Origin of the sequence: Limosilactobacillus sp. WILCCON 0051, from assembly GCF_039955095.1 — a bacterium.
GTDB lineage: Bacteria > Bacillota > Bacilli > Lactobacillales > Lactobacillaceae > Limosilactobacillus > Limosilactobacillus allomucosae.
The window spans coordinates 2,080,065-2,100,331 of record NZ_CP154878.1 but is presented as its reverse complement, the minus strand read 5'-3'; the positions used below and the strand labels follow the sequence as shown (position 1 = coordinate 2,100,331).

Below are 20,267 nucleotides of genomic sequence, written 5' to 3'. Positions count from 1 at the left end.
TAGGAAAGGAATCAGAAAATGAGTCCCATTACGGAAGAGTTTCGCAAGATGTTCGTTCATGAAAAACTGCGCATCAGCATGAGCGAGCTTTCGCAAGCAGCCAACGTTTCGCCAAGTCAGATCAGATATTGGGAGCGCAAGGGATATATTACTTCAGAGCAGGATCAGCAAAACAAAAGTCATAAGTATACGTTGATGACGCTGGTGCAGGTGACCGGTATCAAGTATTTTTTAGATGAGGGCTTTACGCTGCCGGTTGCCGTCAAAAAACAAAAAGAGCATCAAGTAATGGCCAAGTCGTTCAAGCATTTTGTTGGCGATCGGCTGTTGGATTTTGAGAATGATGAAAAGACCGGCGCGACGCTGATCAATCTGGGAAAACTGGATGATGCGCCAGATAAGGAAGTCGTTGCAATCGTTCAAGGATCCGGACACGTTAAATTAACGCTGCGAAACCGTCAATAGGTTGGCAACTGCAGAAGTCGTAAAAAGTGTTAAGCTAGTAATGTACAAATTATTTTTAAAGGGGACGACTTCCATGAGCGAAGATACTTTTGGCTTTAATGAGCTGACCGATGCAGCACAGGACAATGCTTTAGCAACATTTGCCAAGTACTACGTCCGCCAGTACAAGCAGGACAATCTGGAAATTATTGACGCGCTGGCTGGTGACGATGAGGCGGTGGCAATGATCAATCAGATTCTGGAAGAAAACAACTATCTGACCGTTGCCAAACTGGCTGCAATGAGCATTTCGATGGTTAAGTCTTGCTACGTTAAGATCTTAAATGAGCTGTCGGCGCGCTTTGATGCCGATGGTGAACCAGTTAAGACCTGGGCAGAATGGATGCAGTCAGAGCATGCCAAGCTGCCCCAAGAAGATTAAATCAATCATGGCACGGTACTCAGACCGTGCTTTTTATTTTTCCAAAAACGACTTACTACTAATGCCTTCTAGGATGTGTTAGAATAAACTAAGTTTTATTTGAACGGATAAATAATACGAGTTGCTCATTTTCAAATTCAGACGTGACGTCAGCTGCATGACGGCGCTATTTTTACTTGCATTAATTTCTGAATTGCGAAAATTGACGAAATATTAATAACACAAAGGAAAGAAAGGTATTATGCGCAAATTAAAAATCAAAAATAATGAAGTCGCTTTTTATGCGATGGGTGGCTTAGGCGAGATCGGCAAGAACATGTATTGTGTTCAATTCCAAGATGAGATCATCATCATTGATTGTGGGGTCTTGTTCCCAGAAGACGAGCTGCTGGGGGTCGACTATGTTATTCAAAACTACGACTACCTGGTTGAAAACAAAGACAAGATTAAAGGGATCTTTATTACGCACGGTCACGAAGACCACATTGGCGGACTCCCGTTCTTCTTGCAAAAAGTCAATGCACCAATCTATGCCGGTCCGTTTGCCATGTCCTTGATTCGCGGCAAGCTGGAGGAAAAACATCTGTTAAAGAGTGCCGAGCTGCATGAAATCAATGAATTTGATACGGTGCACTTTAAAAAGCTGTGGGTCTCCTTCTTCCGGACAACGCACTCGATTCCGGATACCTTGGGAGTTGCCGTTCATACTCCACAAGGCACGATCGTTCAAACCGGTGACTTTAAGTTTGACTTAACACCGGTTGGTCATCTGCCGGGACCAAACTTCCAACAGATGGCCAAGCTTGGTGAAGAAGGCGTCCTGCTTTTAACCTCTGATTCAACCAATGCGGAACGACCAGAATTTACCAAATCTGAACGCTGGGTTGACATTCATATTCGCCGGATCTTTGAGCGAATTAAGGGGCGCATTATCTTTGCCTCATTTGCCTCCAACGTCTACCGGCTGCGCGAGGCCAGTGATGCTGCCTTGAAGCAGGGCCGCAAGATTGCCGTGTTTGGTCGTAGCATGGAGAATGCAATTACGGCCGGACAAGAGCTGGGCTATCTGCACATTCCAGAAGATGCCCTGATTGATCAAAATGACATCAACAGCTACCCGCCAGAAAAGGTCATGATTATGTGTACCGGTTCGCAGGGTGAGCCAATGGCCGCGCTGAGTCGCATTGCCAATGGTACGCACAGACAGATTGCCATTCAGCCTGGCGATACGGTCGTCTTCTCTTCCAATCCGATTCCAGGCAATACCACCAGCGTCAATGCTCTGATCAATAAGCTGGAAGAAGACGGTGCCGAGGTAATTCATGGCTATGTCAACAATATTCATACATCCGGTCATGGTGGTCAGGTTGATGAAGAACTGATGCTGCGCTTGATGAAGCCAAAGTTCTTTGCACCGGTTCATGGCGAATATCGGATGCAGAAGATTCATACCAAGCTGGCTGAGCTAACCGGCGTACCAATGGATCACAGCTTCGTTTTGGCTAATGGCGATGTTTTGGCCCTGACCAAGGATACCTGCCGCGTTGCCGACCATATCGAAACGGCCAGTGATGTCTATATTGATGGCCGCGATGCCGGTGACACGGTCGGCAACCCAGAGATCCGCGAACGACGGATGCTTTCTGAAGAAGGGGTAGTTACCGCGATTGCCGTCGTTGACTTAAAAGACTACCAGATCGTAGCTGGGCCCGATATCGTTTCGCGAGGATTCGTCTACATGCATGAATCCCAAGAGCTGATCAAGGCTGCTAACCATGAAGTCTTCTGGGCAATTCTGAATACGTTTAAGAACCATCAGCACGTTGATCGGCGGGCAATCAACCGCACCATCGTCAGCCGACTGCAAAAGCTTTTGTTTGAATGGACGGGGCGGCGGCCAGTTATTATTCCGATGGTTACCATTTTGAATGCCGATGAAGAAGGGCAGGGCAGCGATCTGCAGCGTGACGTTCGCCATAACGCACGACGGACCAATTCGCGTCCCAAGCACAAGGCCAAAAATGGATCTGCCAATAACGAAAGCGACAAATCACGGCCACGTCCGCGTCGGCGTAGTCGTCCGGCGGCCAAGAAAAACGCGCAGCCAGTCGCAACTGAAAAATAGCAATTAACCAAAGCTCGTCTAAATGGCGGGCTTTTTTGGTTGTAAATAAATTGACTTTTTTGATTCCAGACTTAATCAATTGTCTGCCCTCTGGTATTATGAAAACTGTAATTATTTTTGTTTTTCATTATTTAAGGAGGCTTTTTGATGTCAGGGAGAGACTATCTTCACATCTGGTATCAAGCCCAGCTGGTCGGCGCTTTGATTTTCCTGATTGCCGTTGCTTGGTGGAACGTCTTGATTATGGGACGCGGGATCCGGTTACTGGTATTCATTTTGGCGCTGGTTGCCTTAGAGGGGCTGATGATCACGATTGTCACGCATGTACCGCGCTGGCTGCAGGTTGTCGACGTGTTTTTACAGACCATGTTGCAGCCGATCATGCTGATCATGCTGTGGGGAACCGTCACCAGAGAGATCATCGTGCGGCTGCATCTGCCGGCACGAGGCGTAATTGCCGTAACGCTGTTATACTACTTAATCATGTTTGCGCCGTTTGCCAGTGAGATTGGCGGTCAATTGGAAAACGTGGTTGCCCGCATTGTCTTTTTGGTTTATCTGTTTATGACAACGGTAATGATGATGCAGTACTTTTTGCCTGATAAGTTTATTCAGCCACAGCTGTTTAAAGAGTTTATTGGGACCGGCTTTTGGGGTGCCCTGGCATTTTTTGTTTCGGTGACGGTTTTGATGCGAGCCTGGCATCTGTCATGGCCAGGGCTGGTACCAACGTTTGGCACTGGCTGGAGCTGGTGGGTAATGAGCGTTCTGCTGGCTGTTTATGTAATTTATGTGGCATTTGATATTTTTCAAACTGGCTGGCTGCAGTTTGATTTTCATGTTCAATGGAACCGACGCTTGGTCTTGACGGCTCTAGAAGCTGGAATTGCTGAAGAGACGCTTTGCCGCTTCGGGATTTTAGGCGCGCTGCTTTATGCCTGCCGTAATCTAACGCAGCGCGTACCAATTGCAGTAGGTCTGAGTGCGCTCTGTTTTGGTCTGCTGCACTTGCCAAATGCTGCCGTGCAGAAATGGGACGTCACGATTCTGCAGGCGATCTTTGCAGTTGGTCTAGGCCTATATCTGGCAGTCGTCTATCTATACACGGGGCAATTATGGCTGACGATGCTGATGCATTTCTTTATCGATGCGGCAATCTTTTGCCTGACGCATCATGAAACGATTGTCGGCAGCACCAGTCTGGCTGATTGGATTGCGCTGACGATTGAGTTTCTCTACTTTGCTGCGGTTACGCTTTGGATGATGTTTGGCAACCGCCGCTTGGTTATGGAACGACATGCCGATCGATTTACCGGCGATCACCAGCATTTCGACTTCTCATTTGACTTTAGAATGTGAAATTTTGGTAAAGGCCCTATATTATCTTGAAAAAAAAGCTTATCATTATAAACAGCGATTTTTGAAAGGATGTTTAACTTAATGATAATTGAATTAATCAAGTCCTTTATCTTTGGGCTTGTAGAAGGGATCACTGAATGGCTGCCAATCAGCAGTACCGGCCATATGATTCTGTTGGACCAGTTCGTTAAATTGGATGTGTCCAAATCGTTTTACAGCATGTTTGAAGTCGTCATCCAATTAGGGGCGATCATGGCCGTCGTTGTAATCTACTGGAAGCGCATCTGGCCGTTCCACCATAGTCAAGCCGTGGGAATCGACGCACCCAAAGGCATCTGGCGCTATGTTGATAAAGACATCATGATCATGTGGCTGAAGATCTTTATCTCGTGTCTGCCGGCTGGGATCATCGGGGTAGCATTCAACGATACTTTCGAACGGCTTTTCTACAATCCAGTCAGTGTCGCAATCGCCTTAATCGTTTTTGGGGTGGCCTTTATTTGGATTGAAACGGCGCACAAGGGTAAAAAAGCCAAGGTTAATTCAATTGCCGAAATTTCATATAACATGGCAGTTATGATCGGCTTCTTTCAGCTGATTGCCGCGGTCTTCCCTGGGACCAGCCGTTCAGGGGCAACGATTGTCGGTGCGCTGCTTTTGGGGGTATCACGAACGGTAGCGGCCGAATATACCTTCTTCTTAGCCATTCCGGTCATGTTTGGGGCAGCATTGTTTAAGCTGCTTAAATTCGGTCTGGCGTTTACCTCAATGGAATTTTGGATCATGATGGTCGGCTTGATTACGGCTTTTGTCTCATCGATTATCGTTATCAAATTCTTGATGCGCTACATCAAGAAGCACGACTTTAAGGTGTTCGGCTGGTACCGGATCGCCCTAGGTCTGCTCGTGCTGCTGTATTTTTTGGTCTTGAAGTAGTCAAAGCAGATGGGAAATCAGACAGTCGCGGATTGAACTTCTCTTTTTCCTAAAATAAAATGGTGCTTACTCAAGTTTTAGCGGCTTGAGCAAGCACCATTATTTGTTTTCGGCAATTTTATAGCTGGCTGATCATCAGGAAAAAACAAAATTTCCCGGGAAATATGCTACATTTCTTCACCCATTTTACGATAGGAATCCATGCCGCCCAGCCAGAGCTCATTTAATGGCACATGGCGTTCTTCGGCAAAGGCGCGCATTAGGGTCATGTGATCCATCAGCTGATATTGTTTGTTAGGATTTTTGGGATCAACGACTTTTAATTGTGCCATCATGCCGCCGTCCTCATGCTCAAGAATGTGGCAGTGATACATAAAGACGCCAGGCACGTCAAACCAGACTTTGAGCAGAACGTGTTCACCAGGATTGATGGCAATCGTATCTTTAAGCCCCAGCTCGTTTGGATTTGGCGCATGCCCATCCCGAGCCACCGTGACAAAGCCGGTTCCGTGCATGTGATATGGATGAATCATGCCAGGTGCGTGATTGGTGTTTTCAATATCCCAAAGCTGAACCTTATGCATTGGCATCTGATAGTCGATGCGATCCATCTTAAACTTCTTGCCGTTCATTGCAACTGCTTCGTCCATTCCATCCAAGGTTACGTAATGAATTGGCATTTCAGGCGAGACAGCCGGATTAGGCGTTTCAAACAAGACTTCGGGCAGCGTAGCGTGATCTGGCTTGAATTCGTGAATCTTAAAGCGCAGCAGCGGCGTATCGTCAGAATAGAGCACGACCTCATCACCAGGGCGATAGCTGCCAAAGTCGACGATGATTTCGGCTCGTTCGGCACATGTCAGCATCAGCTTGGTCATTTTTAACGGTTTAGGGAGCAGTGAAAGGTCGCCGGCAATCTGGGTAAATGACAGATCATCGCTAAAATGCAGCCGCCATTCACGTCGGTTGGCCCCGTTTAAGAAACGCAGCCTTACTTTTTGCGTTGTTACGTCAAAGTAGGGGTTGATCGTCCCGTTGATCATTGGCGTGGGACCTAAAATACCATCTGGATCGTAGTCTTGGCGATAGTCCCATTGGTTGTCCTCGTGAAAACGGCGATCCTGCAGAATAACTGGAATGTCATCGACGCCATAGTTACGCGGCAAGGGCAGCTGAGCTTCGTGCTGATCCTGAACGATGGCGCCACCAGCTAGTCCATGCCAGACTTGTTCGGCAGTAGCTGGACATGGATGAGCGTGCAGCCAGACAAAGGCAGCTGGTTGATGAATCGTAAATTCAACGTCGCGCGTCTGTCCAGGATAGACGGGAGCATGACAGCCGCCATCCTCGATCGGTCCCGGAATTGCCAGACCATGCCAGTGAAAAGTCGTTACTTCGGGCAGGTCATTGATATAGTGAATGTGCACGGTTTGTCCATCCTTAAAGATTACGGTTTTGCCAAGCAGCGGTCCGTTATAGCCCCAGGTTGCGGTCTTTTTACCTGGCAGGAGCTGAACGGCGCCGGTTTGTGCGGTGATCGTATAGTAAACGTCCGTAGCAGTTTCTTGATCGGGTTTTAGAATTTCTGGAATCCGCAGGGGCTGTTCTGGTGCATCTGCCACCTGCAGCGGAATGTATGCACGGTCATGGTAGTCAAAGGCGGCTTCATCATAATAATAGTGTTGAATCGTTTCTTGGTCATTCATGTCAATAACCTCCCTTAAATGAATACGTTTACAAAACTATTATAACGCTAATGATCATTAATTAAACTAAATAGCCGGCAAACATTTTATGATTCATTAAATAATATTTAGGCTTGTCTAAAAAATTGAGTTTACAAAGCCGGTAAATGTAGTAACATAGACATAGATGAGTTAAATGAACATTAGTCAGTACCGGCGAGTGGAGTCGGTTTGCTATCTAAGAGAGGAGTCGTTAGTTTGTTCGACATTAAGCCAAAGAAATTCAAAAAGATTCTCGTCGGCGTTGATGATGCGCCTGACGCTCGGGCTGCCTTTTCCTACGCCGTTGATAAGGCAAAGCGTGATGGGTCTGAGATTGGAATCGTTTCGATCTTGGAGACTAACCGGGTCAACATTTATCAGGCATTGGACAAAGACTACGTTCACAGTACGGAAGATGATTTACGCAAGCGCTTGAACGACTACGTGCAGGCTGCGATTGATTATGGCGTGGATCCTAAAAAAATCACGGCGATTGTTGACCAAGGCGATCGTCCCGCTGAACGAATCTGCAACCATGTAATCCCTGAATTTAAACCAGATCTGCTGATTATTGGCTCAATTGGTAAAAACGGCAATCGCAATACGGTTGGTTCACAGGCTTCATACATGGTTAAGCATTCGGGAACTTCGGTTTTCGTAATTCGTACGGATGAGGTTACTCACTACGAATAGTCAGCTGATCAAAAATATTTTGACAATCCTAAAAAAGGCAAGCCGAATGCTGTTGGCGGCATCGGACTTGCCTTTTAGTTTTAGCTGACAAAATAAAAAACTTGTCGGTTCTCAGTTCTATGTTATAATGATTCTAAACTAGGAGAAGAAAAGAGGACTGGCTTATGAAAAAGAAAATGTCGCTGGCACAAAAGATCAATGTGCTGCGAGCCAGTGTGATGGGGGCCAATGATGGCATCATCTCGGTTGCTGGGATCGTAATTGGGGTGGCGGCTGCGACTAGCAATCCACATGCAATTTTAATTTCAGGACTTTCCGGCAGTCTGGCGGGGACGATTTCAATGTGTATGGGCGAGTATGTTTCCGTCTCTACTGAAAAAGACTCGCAGAAGATGGCATTGATTGAAGAAAAGGAACGATTGTCAGAAGATTATGATCGTGAATTCAACTATGTCAAAAATAAGTTCTTGGCGCAAGATATTGATCCCAAATTAGCTCACCAAGCCACTAAAGAGCTGATGGATGAGGATCCACTGGTTACGACCGTTCAAGAGCGCTATGGCTTCAATCCCAAGGAATTTACCAGTCCTTATGCGGCAGCAGTTGCCTCATTGGTCGCGTTTCCTTTAGGCTCGATTTTACCAATGGTTGCCGTGATGAGCTTTCCGCATGAGATCGCGATTGCCGCTACGATCATTGCCGTTTTGATTGCGTTGATCATTACTGGCTATCTGGCAGCCGTTTTGGGCAAGTCGAACCGGTTGAAGTCAGTGATTCGCAACGTAGCATCCGGTTTTTTGACGATGCTGGTAACGTATTTGATTGGTCAGCTTTTTGCACGTTGAAAGGGGTAAGCGAAAATGGATCAAAACAAAAAGCCCAAGCAGACGATGCAAGAAAAGCTCAATACGCTGCGTGCGGGTGTCTTGGGAGCCAATGACGGAATCTTGACGGTCGTTGGCGTACTGGTTTCAGTAGCAGCGGCAACAACGGATCAATTTACGATTTTTATTGCTGGTCTGTCGGATCTGTTGGCCTGCGCTTTTTCAATGGCATCTGGCGAGTATGCATCAGTCTCTACGCAAAAGGATACGGAAAAATCAGCCGTTGCTCATGAGGAATATCTGCTCAAGCATGACTTTGAAAGCGAGGTTGTCGCAGTTCGCGATCACTACATGGAAAAAGGGGTCAGCGAGGCAACCGCAACGGCAATTGCCAAGGACCTGCTGAATAAAAAGCCGCTGCAGACGGTGGTACGAGTTAAATACGATATTGAGCTGGGACATTATCTCAACCCATGGAATGCAGCCTTCTCATCCCTGGCAGCGGCGGCGGCAGGAGGACTGCTGCCACTTTTGGCAATGGTCTTGGCACCGCTGGCCTGGCGCTGGGAAGCCGTAATTCTGGCAGTCATCCTTACCAGTGCACTGACTGGATATATCAGTTCCAAATTGGGCAATGGCTTGGTTAAGGTAGCAATCGTTCGTAATATTATCGTTGGCATTATTACCGTTATTATTCACTACTGTGTTGGTAAGCTGTTTTAAAATTGTCAATAATGTGCTAATCCGAGATGTCCGTCATTTCGGATTTTTTTGATGTCAGCAAAAAAATCCTCGTCACAAGTTTTTGAAACGAGGATTTGAAGCTATTGAGCGATTTGAACGTTTTTCCTTAATTGAACCATGTCTTCAAATCGATTGGTAAAAATACCGGCAACGTTTTTTTCAAACAGCTGCTGGGCCTCTTGATCGTCATTAACGGTCCAGACGCGCTGTGTAGCGGTGGTTGCCTGGTAATGGTGCGGGTGAATGCCATGCAGGTGTTCTTTTTTCACGAATTCCTGGGCTTTGGGTACGTCATTTTCAGTCAGCCAGTTATAGTCCTGCGTTGCGTCAAGCTGCATGCAGTTTTTTAACGTCTGCAGATTAAATGATGAGTAGATAACCGGATGCAGCAATTGGTGTTGGTTGACCATTGGCATAACGATTTTTTCAATGTCTTGGTAGGCAATGTTGTCGGTCTTGAATTCCAGATTGATCCAGACGTCTTTGTTTTCAAATACGTCCAGCAGCTCATCCAGAGTTGGAATGGATTCGCCATTGCTCAGCTTAAACCGACGCAGCTCAGCCAGCGTGTAGTCAACGATGCGGCCGGTACCGTCTGTCGTGCGGTCAATGGTTTCATCGTGCATGATAACCGGAACGCAATCAGAAGTCAGGTGAACGTCAAATTCAACGCCATCGATCTGGTGGGCAACCACATAGCGAAAACCGGCTAATGAATTCTCCGGAAACTTGGCAGGATAGCCGCGGTGCCCAAAAATCTTGGTTTGGATGGCTTGATTTGATTGAGTATTCATTTTTTTACCTCTTAAAGATTGTCTTTGCTTATTTCTCGAACCGAATTATAGACGCTTAGTATGATAAAGCAATAGCAATTTGGTAAAAATCGTGTAAATTATTGTTCGGACTGCTCAAACTCATCAGTCAAGCGCCATGATGAGCTCATCAGCACAGCTTGTCATGGTCAACCGGTGGATTAAAGAGCTCTTCATCACGTCCACGCTGGCATTCGGCCTGCAAAGTGACGTGTTTGATGTCATATTTGTCGTTTAGGATTTTTTCAACCTGCAGATAGATTTTTTCGACTTCGCTCAGCATCATATCATGGCAGTTGAGGTGTGCTGAAAAGACGATGCGGTGCTCATCAATCGTCCAGGCATGAACATGGTGGACGCCTACGACTCCTGGTACCTGCATCAGATCATGCTTGATGGCTTCGTAGTCCAGATCAGGCGACGACTGCATCAGAATGCTTAAGGTCTGCTTGATGATTGGCAAGGCCTCCTTGGCGATGTAGAGTGCAACCAGGATCGTCAAGGTTGGGTCAAGCCAGGTGATGTTGAAAAACATTAAGATCACGCCGCCAAAAATTACGGCAATTGAAGACAGTGCATCGCTTAAGACGTGCAGATAGGTAGCCTTGACGTTTAGACTGTCATGGCTGCCGCTATGTAAAAGCTGCGCAGAAACCAGGTTGGCAATCAGTCCGATAATCGCTACGATCAGCATGATCCGGCCATTGATGTGTTCGGGATGGCTGAATCGCTTAATGGCTTCAACGATCAGCGCGATTGAAACGACAATCAAAAAGATACTGTTGGCCATTGCCGAAAGAATCTCAGCTCGCCGGTAGCCATAAGTACGTCGGCGATTTTCTGGCCGGCCCGAAATAACTTGGGCAAAGTAGCCTAAAACAATCGAGATCGAGTCCCCTAAGTTGTGAAAGGCATCGGAAAGCAGTGCCAGACTGCCGGATACCAATCCCCCAATAATCTCGACAACGGTAATCAAAACATTAAGCAGCGTCACGATTAAGAAGCGCTGTCTGGAAACGTTGGGCCGTTCCATGAAATCACTCCCCACCTTAAAATAAATAAGCTAAAAATAGATTTAGGTATTCCAAATTACATTTTTATGATATGTTATAATCTGATTAGTTTCAATATGGAAAAATACATGGTTAAAAGCTCGACGACACTTACTGCCGCTGATATTTTAGGAGGAAGTTTTACAAAACATGACCCCAATGAAAGAAGACTATTTAAAGATAATTTTTGAGCTGGGCGGTGGCTATAAAAAGGTTTCTAATAAAGAAATTTCACTGGGATTGGGCATCGCAGCCGGTTCAGTAACAGAAATGATCACCAAGCTGACGGAGGAAGGCTTGGTATCTCATGAACCATATGATGGGATTGCTTTGACGCCAGAGGGAATCAAGCACGCTGCTGAATTGGTCAGAAAGCATCGGCTGTGGGAGACTTTTTTGGTTGATGATCTGCACTACAGCATGACGGATGTTCACCCAGAAGCCGAGATTTTGGAGCATAATACCAGCGATCGTTTGGCGACAGCTCTGGATGCCTTTTTAAATCATCCCAAGTACTGTCCGCATGGTGGCGTTATTCCGGCTGCCAATGGCAAGTTTGACAGTGTCAGTCATCGTCTGCTGGCCGATGCAGAAGATGGTGAAACGGTCGTTATTGAACGCTTCTTAGATAATCATGAGCTGCTGACCTATTTAAATGAGGTTGGTCTTCAGCTGCATGCCAAGGTTAAGGTAATCAAACACGAACCATTTGAAGGACCGATCTTGGTTGAATGTCTGGATAATGATCAGCAGCTCAGCATTTCCTATAAGGCTTCGCATAATATTTTCGTTAATCAGGAGCCTTTGCAGGACTAGACAATTAAATCTTAGGGCTCGGGTTTAATGCATGATGCATTGAACCTTTTGTTGTTTTTAGCTGATGCCTGGATAAATTCACCGATAATAAGGATGGATGATTGAAAGTGGAAAGCAAGGATAAAAAGGATCTTGCCATTACCGCGTGTCTACTAGCGGGGCGCTTGCTGATCGAAAACGGCTCAAATATGGAACGCGTTAATGACACGATGCGACGAATGGCACTGAGCGCGCAGCTGAAAAACTTTGAGGCATTTACGACGATGACAGCGATCGTTGCCAGCGCCGAACACCTGCCAAACGCTCAGGTAATTGATATTCATCAACGAAAATTGAATCTTAACAAGGTTGCAGCCGTCAACAGTCTTTCTCGGCAGTTTGCTGCTCATGAAATCGATGTTGAGACACTGTATGCAAAACTGCAGAAAGTTGACCAGCAGCCGCAGCAGACTTCAGATTTTGTTCAGTGCGTGGCAGCCGGCGTGCTTAGCTGGGCGCTGACGATCGTTTATACTGGCAATGTCCATGATTCATTGTTTGCGGCCGTGATTGCCTTGGTGAGCTACCAGGTCTATCTGACTTTAGGGAAGCATTCTAAAGCGCGTTTTGTTAATGAGTTTTGTGCTTCCTTAGTGATTGCGCTTTTGACCGTGGGATTTGTCAAGCTGCATTGGGCCAACGACGTTAATGACATTATCATTGGCTGCGTGATGCCGCTGGTTCCAGGTGTCCCTTTGACCAATGCGGCTCGTGATCTAATGTCTGGTGATCTGATCAGTGGTACGTCACGCGCGGTTGAAGCCACGCTGACGGCAATTGCCATTGGCTGCGCAATTGTTTTTGTGTTGCGATACGTTTGAGCGAGGTAGAGCATGGAAAACTTTTGGGTTAGATTAATCTTTGAATTTGTGCTGGCTGACCTTTCGACAATTTGTTTTGGAATCCTACTGAACATACCGCGTCGGGCCTATCACTGCGCAGGTGCGATCGGTGGAGCCAGCTGGGCATTTTACTGGGTAGTCTACTATCAGCTGCATCTGGGGCTGGCTTTAAGCAATCTGCTGGCTGCCATTATGATTGGCGTCTTGAGTATGGCGGCCGCCCGCTGGCGAAAAATGCCGATGATCATCTTTAACGTTCCCGCACTGGTGCCGCTGGTTCCTGGTGGACAAGCCTATAAAATGGTGCGCAGCTTTGTCTTGGGAAGCAATGGTGCGGCATTGGTATATCTTTATCAGGTTTTGGTAATTGCTGGTGCGATTACGCTGGGCTTTGGCCTGGGTGATCTGATTAATCGACTGTTATTCTCTGAACACCACTTAAGAAATCGGTAGGGTGTGCTATAATTAAATTTATTGTGGCTGATGCCATGACAAGATCCAACAAAGGAGCAATTTTAACATGCTGATAGGACAAGATCCGAATCGTTGGAAGCGATTCATGGTAAGCTTTGTATTGTTTTTAATCGTCGCTGGTATGGTGATGAGCAACTCAATGATCCTGCAGGTGTTGGATTCGGTTTTCCAGGCGCTGCTGGCACCAAATCCTAATCATACGCCTAACGCAACCTATCATATAATGGTAGTCGTTTCGTTTTTGGGCAGTCCTAGGATGGCCCTTGTCTGGATGCTGATCATTACCTTCTTTCTCTGGGGCTTCAAATATAAGGTGCCGGCACTCTGGGCTTGGCTAACGCTGATTATCGGTGGCCTTTTAGATGAGATCGTCAAGTACCTGGTTAAACGGGATCGGCCTCTGCAGCACCCGACTGGCGACCATGGCTACAGTTTTCCCAGTGGACATGTGATGGGGACGTTTCTAGTGGCCGCAGTGCTGTTTTTGATCGTGGTGCCATTGATTAAAAATGCGGCAGTGCGGGTGGTCTGCCAGCTGCTGCTGATCATGGCCGTTTTCTTGGTAGCTGTTTCGCGCATCTATCTTTATGCTCACTATCCGTTTGATACGGTAGGAGCAATGCTGTTGGCTTATGCCTGGCTGCAGATTTCCGAGACGCTTTACCTGACGTTTGCCAACGATATAAAAAAACGTTGGCGCAAGACTGCTAATTCGAAACTTTGAATCAAAATACCCAGTGTCTCTTTTGAATTTGACACTGGGTATTTTATATTTCCTGGGTAATTTTATTTAAACAGATCATCAACCCACTCACATGCCAGTTCAACCCAGTGGGCGACGTGGGGCTGATCAACGTCATCATGGTGGGCAACCAAGGCATTGGCAATGTCCATTCCATGCGGGCCATGCGCAAAAATATGTAATTCTTGGGGAATCTGATGGGCCAGCAAGGCTTGGCTGTAGCTAAGCGTATTTTGTACCGATACGACCTGATCGGTAAAAGTCGTCCACATAAAGATCGGCGCGTTTAAGTCGTTGACATGTGCCGCGGCATTATAACGAACTGGATCATCGGCCCACTTGGCACGCGTTGTGGCGTCTTTAGGAAAGCCAAGGTTGAGATCGATGACGGGATAGCCTAAGATGACAGCATTGGGGCGGAGCTGATCGCTGGCAATACCGCTGAGCCTGCTGAGCCATTCTTCATGCCAGTAGTCATTGTACAGTGCGGTAACCTGACCGCCAGCTGAAAAGCCCATGATCGTCAGCTGATCGGCTTTTAAATGCCAGACTGCGGCTTGTTTTCTAAGCAGCGCGACGGCTAATGCCAAGTCGATCAGTGGATTGGGATAGACCGGCTGACGTTCGCTGGTGAAGGTATAGCGCAGCACGAAAACTTGAAAGCCGCGAGCTGAAAAGCTGAGCGCGGTCTTTTCAGTTTGTTCGACTGGAATATGCGTCATTGAGCCGCCAGGGACAAAAATCAGCGGACGGAACTGCTGCACCGGCGACTTGGGAACGGGCGTCTGCAGATAGCCAGTCAGCACAGCTTTGGTTTGATAATTGGCGGTACTTAAATTTTTTTGAATGATTTCCATTAAAAAACACTCCTGATAAAAGATCCTGGTAGGTGAAATTATAATGCACAAACAATTGTTTTGGCCAATCAAGACTGCCCATCTCGTAATTAAAATGGGCAGCCAAGACGATCTTCAGGCTGTCTTGAATCTATTAAGCGATGGTGAACTGGTTAGATTAAGCGGACTGCAGCTGCCAGATGATCAAATGATGCGTGGCTGGGCGGTCAATAACTGGCTTAGCCAGCAGCAGATTTTGTTAATCACTGATCCAGCTGGGCAGCTGCTCGGTTTGATCAGCTTATTCCCGATATATGCAAACGATGGAAACTATCAGGCTCACATCATGGAGCTGGGATATTTACTGAGACGCGATCGTTGGGGAAGAGGAATTATGAGTGAGGCGCTCGCCGTTTTTTTGCAAGCGCTGGCAAAAAATAGCGATGTTAAGCGGCTGCAGGCGTATGTGGCCATCGGTAATCTGCGTTCCAGATCTTTATTGAAAAAGTTTAAATTTGATCAGATCGGTAATGAAAACGGTTATTTGAAAATGGTTAAAGCTTTATAATTACATGCATAAACTTGTTTAAATATTTATTTTATTGTATAATCTTTTTCGTTGTCGCAGATAAGCCAATTTGGGCAGATAGTCCAATTGATATGGCTTTTTTGCTGAAATTGCGCTAAAATGTTTAATCATATTAAGTATGCACACCTTATACTTTATCCATGAGAAATGTATAACTGGCGCTCGAAATTGTCATAGAGGAGGAATCCATTTACGATGAGTGGAGAGGCAAAGAATGGTGGTACGGAAGGTCAGACGATAACTGGTAATTCCGGCCATATGAAACGGACGCTGCAGACGCGGCACCTGTCGATGATTGCTTTGGGCGGATCGATCGGTACCGGGATGATGATTGCCAGTGGTTCGGCAATCTCAACGGCTGGGCCTGGTGGGGCTTTGGTCGCCTACAGCATGATGGGAATCATGGTTTACTTTTTGATGACTAGTCTGGGTGAGATGGCAACCTATATTCCATTGACGGGATCGTTTGCTACCTACTGTACTAAGTTTGTTGACCCGGCATTAGGTTTTGCCATGGGCTGGAACTACTGGCTGAACTGGGTGATTACGATTGCCGTTGACGCGGTTACCTCTGGAGTTATCATTCAATTCTGGTGGCCCCAGTTTCCTGAATGGATTTTTAGCGGCTTTGTTTTGCTGGTGATCTTTTTGATCAATTATCTGTCAGTGCGCTCATATGGTGAGACTGAATACTGGCTGTCAATCATTAAAGTCGTAACGATCATTGTCTTCTTGATCGTTGGTTTTATGATCATTTTTGGAATTATGGGTGGTCAAGGACCGATCGGCTTAAAAAACTTCCATTACAAAAAAGCGCCGTTCGTTGGCGGCTTTCCCAGCATTCTGACCGTGTTCTTGGTAGCAGGGATGTCATTTCAGGGTACTGAGCTGGTCGGTATTACGGCTGGTGAATCCGCCACGCCGGAAAAATCCGTTCCGAAGGCCATTCACTCAACCTTCTGGCGGATCTTGCTGTTCTACATTCTTTCAATTTTTGTCATGGCCTGCATTTTGCCATATACCGACAAAAACCTTTTGAGCAGCAACGTTCAAGACGTGGCGATGTCGCCATTTACGATTGTCTTTAAGCGGGCCGGCCTGGCAGCGGCAGCCAGCGTGATGAATGCGGTTATCTTGACGGCCGTGATCTCTTCAGCCAACTCAGGACTTTATGCCTCAACGCGGATGTTGTTCTCGCAAGCACGGGAAGGTTATGCCTGGCGGGGCTTTGGCTATGTTAATAAGCGGGGGATTCCAATCTATGCGCTGCTGGGGACGATGGCCGTCTCGCTGGCGATCTACCTGCTGCATTTTGTCAGTGCCAACGCCTATAACTACCTGATTGATGCATCCGGGCTGTCTGGCTTTATTGCCTGGCTGGGGATTGCAATGGCTCACTACCGGTTCCGGCGGGCCTTTGTTGCACAGGGACATCAGCTGAGCGAGCTGAAGTATCATGCGACCATGTTCCCATTTGGCCCGATTTTTGCTTTTATCTTCTGTATGATTGTGATTGTTGGTCAAAATATTCCAGCATTCATTCACTTAGATTGGGACAACATCTTGATTACCTACATGGCAGTGCCGATCTTCTTGATCCTGTTCTGCTACTACAAGTTCCGCTATAAGACGCACCTGCTTTCGCTGCAGGAAGCCGATTTATCGCGCAGCTCGCGTGGTGAGAAGTATATTACTGCTGATGGCAAGGAAATCAAGTAGAAAATTAAAACTTGCTTAAAATCAAAAGTGAGTTATAATCAAATAATGTGTAAAAGAGAAGAGGTGCGAGTCTCATCAGTAGACCAGGCTGGATGCTTCAGAATCAATGCCTGGCTGAAAGGGATGCTCGCCGAAACGCGTATCGACTGAAGACCTTGCGCGTTGGGCCGTAGTTAAATAAATTACGGACTGTCGCAGAAGTTTCTGCGGGGCGCTTCCATGATTGATTCAACAATTACGAAGTTAAGTTGAGTCGACGAGCAGGGAAGTCCTGGCTTGCCGGCTCTTTTTGTTTGCCTTTCTCGCCAATAAATTTGAGGAGGATTTTTTCATGAGCGAACACAGTCATGAAGGCAGTGAAGGTCATATTCAACGGACATTGAAAACGCGCCACCTGTCAATGATAGCTCTTGGCGGTACGATTGGGACGGGGCTGTTTATTGCCAGTGGTTCGGCAATCTCAACGGCCGGGCCAGGTGGTGCTTTGGCAGCTTATGCTATTATGGGGATCATGGTCTATTTCTTGATGACCAGTCTGGGTGAAATGGCCACCTATATTCCAGTTTCGGGTTCTTTTGCCACCTATTCGACAAAGTTTGTTGATCCGGCACTGGGCTTTGCGATGGGCTGGAATTATTGGTTTAACTGGGCCATTACGATTCCGGTTGACGTAACGACAGCGGGGCTGGTATTCCAATATTGGCTGCCGCATTTTCCAAGTTGGCTGTTCAGTACGTTTGTTTTGCTTGCGATTTTTCTGATCAATTATCTTTCAGTTCGTTCATATGGTGAAACGGAATACTGGCTGTCTTTGATCAAGGTCGTAACGGTTATTATCTTTTTGGTCGTTGGGGTCTGCATCATCTTTGGAATCATGGGTGGTCAAGGACCAGTTGGCTTGAAGAACTTCCATTATAAGGACGCGCCATTCGTTCACGGCTGGTCTGGGATCTTAAGCGTATTCTTAGTTGCTGGATTCTCATTCCAGGGAACTGAGTTGATTGGGATTACGGCTGGTGAGGCAGCAACGCCCGAAAAATCAGTTTCCAAAGCTATTCACTCAACTTTTTGGCGCATCCTGCTGTTCTATATTTTTGCAATCTTTGTCATTGCCTGTATCCTGCCGTACACTAACAAGAATCTGCTGAACTCAGACGTACAGAATATTACGATGAGTCCATTTACGATCGTCTTTAAGCGGGCTGGGATGGCGGCTGCAGCCAGTGTTATGAATGCGGTTATCTTAACGGCCGTGATCTCAGCAGCCAACTCTGGCCTGTATGCCTCGACGCGAATGCTGTTCTCACAAGCGCGGGAAGGCTATGCCTGGAAGATCTTTGGCTATGTCAACAAGCGCGGGATTCCGATCTATGCACTGCTGGGCACTATGGTTGTCTCATGTTTGGCCTACCTGACACAGTTTATTGGTCCTGAAGCATATAATTACCTGATTGGGGCTTCTGGTCTGTGCGGCTTTATTGCCTGGCTAGGAATTGCCGTTTCGCATCTGCGCTTCCGGCGGGCCTTTATTGCGCAAGGACATCAGATCAGCGAATTGAAGTATCATGCCACGCTGTTTCCGTTTGGCCCAATCTTTGCCTTGATCTTGTGTGTCGTCGTAATGTGTGGTCAAAACATTGATGCCTTTATCAAGATGGATTGGTCAAACATTGCTATTACTTATATGGCCGTACCATTGTTCTTGATTTTATTCATCTACTATAAGGTTCGCTACAAGACGCACTTGATTCCACTCAAGGACGTTGATCTGTCACGGAGCAACAACAGTGAGTCATTCGTTCCTGAATCGGAAAAAGAAGCTGAATAATCATTAAATCCTCGCCGGTTTTGGCGGGGATTTTATTGTGAGTGCCGTTGATGATGTTGATGAAGGTGCAGGCTGTAAAAATGCGATCAGCCAAAAGCTGTTTAGTGCTGAACAGCAAAATATTTTATAAAAAGGACGGCTCGTTGATTGGTTGAGACTTTATAGTGTTGACTGATAAATGAAAAACATTTTACTCACGGTGACGGATCAAAGATGATACAATATAGCTCGTGTCTTTTTAGAAAATGGAAAAAAGAGGGAAAAGCAATGATTGTACTAGCAGGAACTATTGGTGCGGGAAAAACCAGTTTAACGCGGATGCTGGCTGATCATTTGGGCAGTCAGGCTTTCTATGAATCAGTTGATGACAATGAAATCCTGCCGCTGTTTTATCAAGATCCTAAGAAATACGGCTTTTTGCTGCAGATCTACTTTTTAAATAAGCGCTTGGCCGAGATCAAGAACTCGTTTAATAATGATTTGAACGTTTTAGACCGCTCAATTTTTGAAGATGCCCTGCTTTTTCGGCTGAATGCCGATCTGGGGCGGGCTACACAGACTGAAGCCGACATCTATTCCTCGCTTTTGGGCAATATGATGGAAGAATTGCCTCAGCAGGCACATACTAAAGCACCAAGTCTTTTGATCAGTATTCAGGTCTCATTTGAAACGATGCTGAAGCGAATCAAGAAACGCGGCCGTTCGTTTGAACAGATTGAAAATGACCCGAGCCTTTATGAATACTATCGCGAATTGAATCAGCGCTATGTTGACTGGTATGCCAGCTATGATGAAAGTCCTAAAATGTTGATTGATGGAGACAAATATGATTTTGTCGAAGATCCCCATGCAGCTGATCAGGTTTTGCGGCTGGTTGATGATAAGCTGACAGAACTGAACCTAAAGTAGTTGGGTTCTTGACAGAATTTATTCAGATATGTATAATTAAATTATTGATTTTCATATCTGATACGGAGGATTAGCTCAGTTGGGAGAGCATCTGCCTTACAAGCAGAGGGTCACAGGTTCGAGCCCTGTATCCTCCATTTTTTATGCTTTACTTGCGGATGTGGCGGAATTGGCAGACGCGCAAGATTTAGGTTCTTGTATCTTATGATGTAAGGGTTCGAGTCCCTTCATCCGCATTATTATCAAACGGCTGTCCTGAAACGAGGTACAGTCGTTTTTTGATTTATTTTGCGTTTGATCGCTGATATAGTTGTT

At 46.4% G+C, this 20,267-nt stretch carries 20 protein-coding genes, 2 tRNA genes and 1 riboswitch; of the genes, 18 read left to right on the top strand and 4 right to left on the bottom strand.

Annotated elements, in window-relative coordinates; genetic code table 11:
• Positions 1-18: 18 nt before the first annotated feature.
• The 5 genes from ABC765_RS09860 (at position 19) to ABC765_RS09840 (ending at position 5,306) form a co-directional block, all read left to right on the top strand.
• A complete protein-coding gene (locus ABC765_RS09860; RefSeq protein ID WP_347980349.1) occupies positions 19-465 on the top strand; it encodes a MerR family transcriptional regulator in 447 nt (148 codons plus the stop codon).
• 73 nt (positions 466-538) lie between these two features.
• Positions 539-886, top strand: a complete 348-nt coding sequence (locus ABC765_RS09855) for a hypothetical protein (RefSeq protein ID WP_347953772.1) — start codon at positions 539-541, stop codon at positions 884-886.
• Positions 887-1,127: 241 nt separating this feature from the next.
• Positions 1,128-3,011, top strand: coding sequence for a ribonuclease J1 (gene rnjA / locus ABC765_RS09850; RefSeq protein ID WP_347964036.1), 1,884 nt, complete (start codon positions 1,128-1,130; stop codon positions 3,009-3,011).
• A 147-nt stretch (positions 3,012-3,158) separates the two neighbouring features.
• On the top strand, positions 3,159-4,370 hold the full coding sequence (locus tag ABC765_RS09845; protein ID WP_347964035.1) for a CPBP family intramembrane glutamic endopeptidase: 1,212 nt from the start codon (positions 3,159-3,161) through the stop codon (positions 4,368-4,370).
• A gap of 81 nt (positions 4,371-4,451) precedes the next feature.
• Positions 4,452-5,306 (top strand): undecaprenyl-diphosphate phosphatase, encoded by an 855-nt coding sequence (locus ABC765_RS09840; protein ID WP_034540740.1) that lies wholly within the window; start codon positions 4,452-4,454, stop codon positions 5,304-5,306.
• A 167-nt stretch (positions 5,307-5,473) separates the two neighbouring features.
• Here the strand turns inward: ABC765_RS09840 and ABC765_RS09835 are convergent, their stop codons facing one another.
• Positions 5,474-7,012, bottom strand: a complete 1,539-nt coding sequence (locus tag ABC765_RS09835; RefSeq protein WP_347980348.1) for a multicopper oxidase domain-containing protein — start codon at positions 7,010-7,012, stop codon at positions 5,474-5,476.
• A 237-nt stretch (positions 7,013-7,249) separates the two neighbouring features.
• Here ABC765_RS09835 and ABC765_RS09830 point away from each other — a divergent pair, with 237 nt between their 5' ends.
• The 3 genes from ABC765_RS09830 (at position 7,250) to ABC765_RS09820 (ending at position 9,273) form a co-directional block, all read left to right on the top strand.
• Complete coding sequence (locus ABC765_RS09830) at positions 7,250-7,726, top strand: universal stress protein (RefSeq protein WP_006500657.1); 477 nt, start codon at positions 7,250-7,252, stop codon at positions 7,724-7,726.
• Between the two features lie 164 nt (positions 7,727-7,890).
• Positions 7,891-8,571 carry a VIT family protein gene (locus ABC765_RS09825; protein ID WP_347980347.1) on the top strand — a complete coding sequence of 227 codons (681 nt, stop codon included), beginning with the start codon at positions 7,891-7,893 and terminating at the stop codon, positions 8,569-8,571.
• Positions 8,572-8,586: 15 nt separating this feature from the next.
• Entirely contained in the window at positions 8,587-9,273 is a 687-nt protein-coding gene (locus ABC765_RS09820; protein ID WP_347953766.1) for a VIT family protein, read from the top strand.
• 101 nt (positions 9,274-9,374) lie between these two features.
• Here the strand turns inward: ABC765_RS09820 and ABC765_RS09815 are convergent, their stop codons facing one another.
• Together ABC765_RS09815 and ABC765_RS09810 are read right to left on the bottom strand one after the other, a co-directional pair.
• The gene (locus ABC765_RS09815) at positions 9,375-10,088 is read right to left on the bottom strand and encodes a glycerophosphodiester phosphodiesterase family protein (protein ID WP_347953765.1); all 714 of its coding nucleotides are present in this window, start codon (positions 10,086-10,088) and stop codon (positions 9,375-9,377) included.
• Positions 10,089-10,236: 148 nt separating this feature from the next.
• On the bottom strand, positions 10,237-11,139 hold the full coding sequence (locus ABC765_RS09810; RefSeq protein WP_347953764.1) for a cation diffusion facilitator family transporter: 903 nt from the start codon (positions 11,137-11,139) through the stop codon (positions 10,237-10,239).
• A 169-nt stretch (positions 11,140-11,308) separates the two neighbouring features.
• Here ABC765_RS09810 and ABC765_RS09805 point away from each other — a divergent pair, with 169 nt between their 5' ends.
• The 4 genes from ABC765_RS09805 (at position 11,309) to ABC765_RS09790 (ending at position 14,053) form a co-directional block, all read left to right on the top strand.
• Positions 11,309-11,974 carry a metal-dependent transcriptional regulator gene (locus ABC765_RS09805; RefSeq protein ID WP_033934673.1) on the top strand — a complete coding sequence of 222 codons (666 nt, stop codon included), beginning with the start codon at positions 11,309-11,311 and terminating at the stop codon, positions 11,972-11,974.
• 107 nt (positions 11,975-12,081) lie between these two features.
• Positions 12,082-12,834 (top strand): threonine/serine exporter family protein, encoded by a 753-nt coding sequence (locus ABC765_RS09800; protein ID WP_347980346.1) that lies wholly within the window; start codon positions 12,082-12,084, stop codon positions 12,832-12,834.
• 12 nt (positions 12,835-12,846) lie between these two features.
• Positions 12,847-13,308, top strand: a complete 462-nt coding sequence (locus ABC765_RS09795) for a threonine/serine exporter family protein (RefSeq protein WP_347953762.1) — start codon at positions 12,847-12,849, stop codon at positions 13,306-13,308.
• A 67-nt stretch (positions 13,309-13,375) separates the two neighbouring features.
• Entirely contained in the window at positions 13,376-14,053 is a 678-nt protein-coding gene (locus ABC765_RS09790; RefSeq protein WP_347980345.1) for a phosphatase PAP2 family protein, read from the top strand.
• Between the two features lie 62 nt (positions 14,054-14,115).
• On the opposite strand, the gene ABC765_RS09785 is transcribed toward ABC765_RS09790, so the two are convergent.
• Positions 14,116-14,928 (bottom strand): alpha/beta hydrolase, encoded by an 813-nt coding sequence (locus tag ABC765_RS09785; RefSeq protein WP_347980344.1) that lies wholly within the window; start codon positions 14,926-14,928, stop codon positions 14,116-14,118.
• Positions 14,929-14,971: 43 nt separating this feature from the next.
• Here ABC765_RS09785 and ABC765_RS09780 point away from each other — a divergent pair, with 43 nt between their 5' ends.
• The 6 genes from ABC765_RS09780 to ABC765_RS09755 all read left to right on the top strand — a co-directional run bounded on the left by ABC765_RS09780 (position 14,972) and on the right by ABC765_RS09755 (position 20,188).
• Entirely contained in the window at positions 14,972-15,475 is a 504-nt protein-coding gene (locus ABC765_RS09780; protein ID WP_347964029.1) for a GNAT family N-acetyltransferase, read from the top strand.
• Positions 15,476-15,691: 216 nt separating this feature from the next.
• On the top strand, positions 15,692-17,215 hold the full coding sequence (locus tag ABC765_RS09775) for an amino acid permease (RefSeq protein ID WP_376752307.1): 1,524 nt from the start codon (positions 15,692-15,694) through the stop codon (positions 17,213-17,215).
• A 50-nt stretch (positions 17,216-17,265) separates the two neighbouring features.
• Positions 17,266-17,440, top strand: a riboswitch (Lysine riboswitch).
• Between the two features lie 106 nt (positions 17,441-17,546).
• Entirely contained in the window at positions 17,547-19,043 is a 1,497-nt protein-coding gene (locus ABC765_RS09770; protein WP_347953758.1) for an amino acid permease, read from the top strand.
• Between the two features lie 267 nt (positions 19,044-19,310).
• Positions 19,311-19,952: a deoxynucleoside kinase gene (locus ABC765_RS09765; RefSeq protein ID WP_347953757.1), complete on the top strand. Its 642-nt coding sequence runs from the start codon at positions 19,311-19,313 to the stop codon at positions 19,950-19,952.
• A 64-nt stretch (positions 19,953-20,016) separates the two neighbouring features.
• Positions 20,017-20,089: transfer RNA gene (locus tag ABC765_RS09760), tRNA-Val, on the top strand.
• A 17-nt stretch (positions 20,090-20,106) separates the two neighbouring features.
• Positions 20,107-20,188 (top strand) — tRNA-Leu (locus ABC765_RS09755).
• The last annotated feature ends 79 nt before the right edge of the window (positions 20,189-20,267 follow it).

Excerpts from the sequence above, each read along its gene's own strand:
- ABC765_RS09805 (WP_033934673.1), top strand. The coding sequence starts at position 11,309 with ATGACCCCAATGAAAGAAGACTATTTAAAGATAATTTTTGAGCTGGGC.
- rnjA (WP_347964036.1), top strand. The coding sequence starts at position 1,128 with ATGCGCAAATTAAAAATCAAAAATAATGAAGTCGCTTTTTATGCGATG.
- ABC765_RS09820 (WP_347953766.1), top strand. The coding sequence starts at position 8,587 with ATGGATCAAAACAAAAAGCCCAAGCAGACGATGCAAGAAAAGCTCAAT.
- ABC765_RS09835 (WP_347980348.1), bottom strand. The coding sequence starts at position 7,012 with ATGAATGACCAAGAAACGATTCAACACTATTATTATGATGAAGCCGCC.
- ABC765_RS09845 (WP_347964035.1), top strand. The coding sequence starts at position 3,159 with ATGTCAGGGAGAGACTATCTTCACATCTGGTATCAAGCCCAGCTGGTC.
- ABC765_RS09860 (WP_347980349.1), top strand. The coding sequence starts at position 19 with ATGAGTCCCATTACGGAAGAGTTTCGCAAGATGTTCGTTCATGAAAAA.
- ABC765_RS09825 (WP_347980347.1), top strand. The coding sequence starts at position 7,891 with ATGAAAAAGAAAATGTCGCTGGCACAAAAGATCAATGTGCTGCGAGCC.
- ABC765_RS09790 (WP_347980345.1), top strand. The coding sequence starts at position 13,376 with ATGCTGATAGGACAAGATCCGAATCGTTGGAAGCGATTCATGGTAAGC.
- ABC765_RS09775 (WP_376752307.1), top strand. The coding sequence starts at position 15,692 with ATGAGTGGAGAGGCAAAGAATGGTGGTACGGAAGGTCAGACGATAACT.
- ABC765_RS09780 (WP_347964029.1), top strand. The coding sequence starts at position 14,972 with ATGCACAAACAATTGTTTTGGCCAATCAAGACTGCCCATCTCGTAATT.
- ABC765_RS09770 (WP_347953758.1), top strand. The coding sequence starts at position 17,547 with ATGAGCGAACACAGTCATGAAGGCAGTGAAGGTCATATTCAACGGACA.
- ABC765_RS09765 (WP_347953757.1), top strand. The coding sequence starts at position 19,311 with ATGATTGTACTAGCAGGAACTATTGGTGCGGGAAAAACCAGTTTAACG.
- ABC765_RS09855 (WP_347953772.1), top strand. The coding sequence starts at position 539 with ATGAGCGAAGATACTTTTGGCTTTAATGAGCTGACCGATGCAGCACAG.
- ABC765_RS09785 (WP_347980344.1), bottom strand. The coding sequence starts at position 14,928 with ATGGAAATCATTCAAAAAAATTTAAGTACCGCCAATTATCAAACCAAA.
- ABC765_RS09815 (WP_347953765.1), bottom strand. The coding sequence starts at position 10,088 with ATGAATACTCAATCAAATCAAGCCATCCAAACCAAGATTTTTGGGCAC.
- ABC765_RS09810 (WP_347953764.1), bottom strand. The coding sequence starts at position 11,139 with ATGGAACGGCCCAACGTTTCCAGACAGCGCTTCTTAATCGTGACGCTG.
- ABC765_RS09840 (WP_034540740.1), top strand. The coding sequence starts at position 4,452 with ATGATAATTGAATTAATCAAGTCCTTTATCTTTGGGCTTGTAGAAGGG.
- ABC765_RS09795 (WP_347953762.1), top strand. The coding sequence starts at position 12,847 with ATGGAAAACTTTTGGGTTAGATTAATCTTTGAATTTGTGCTGGCTGAC.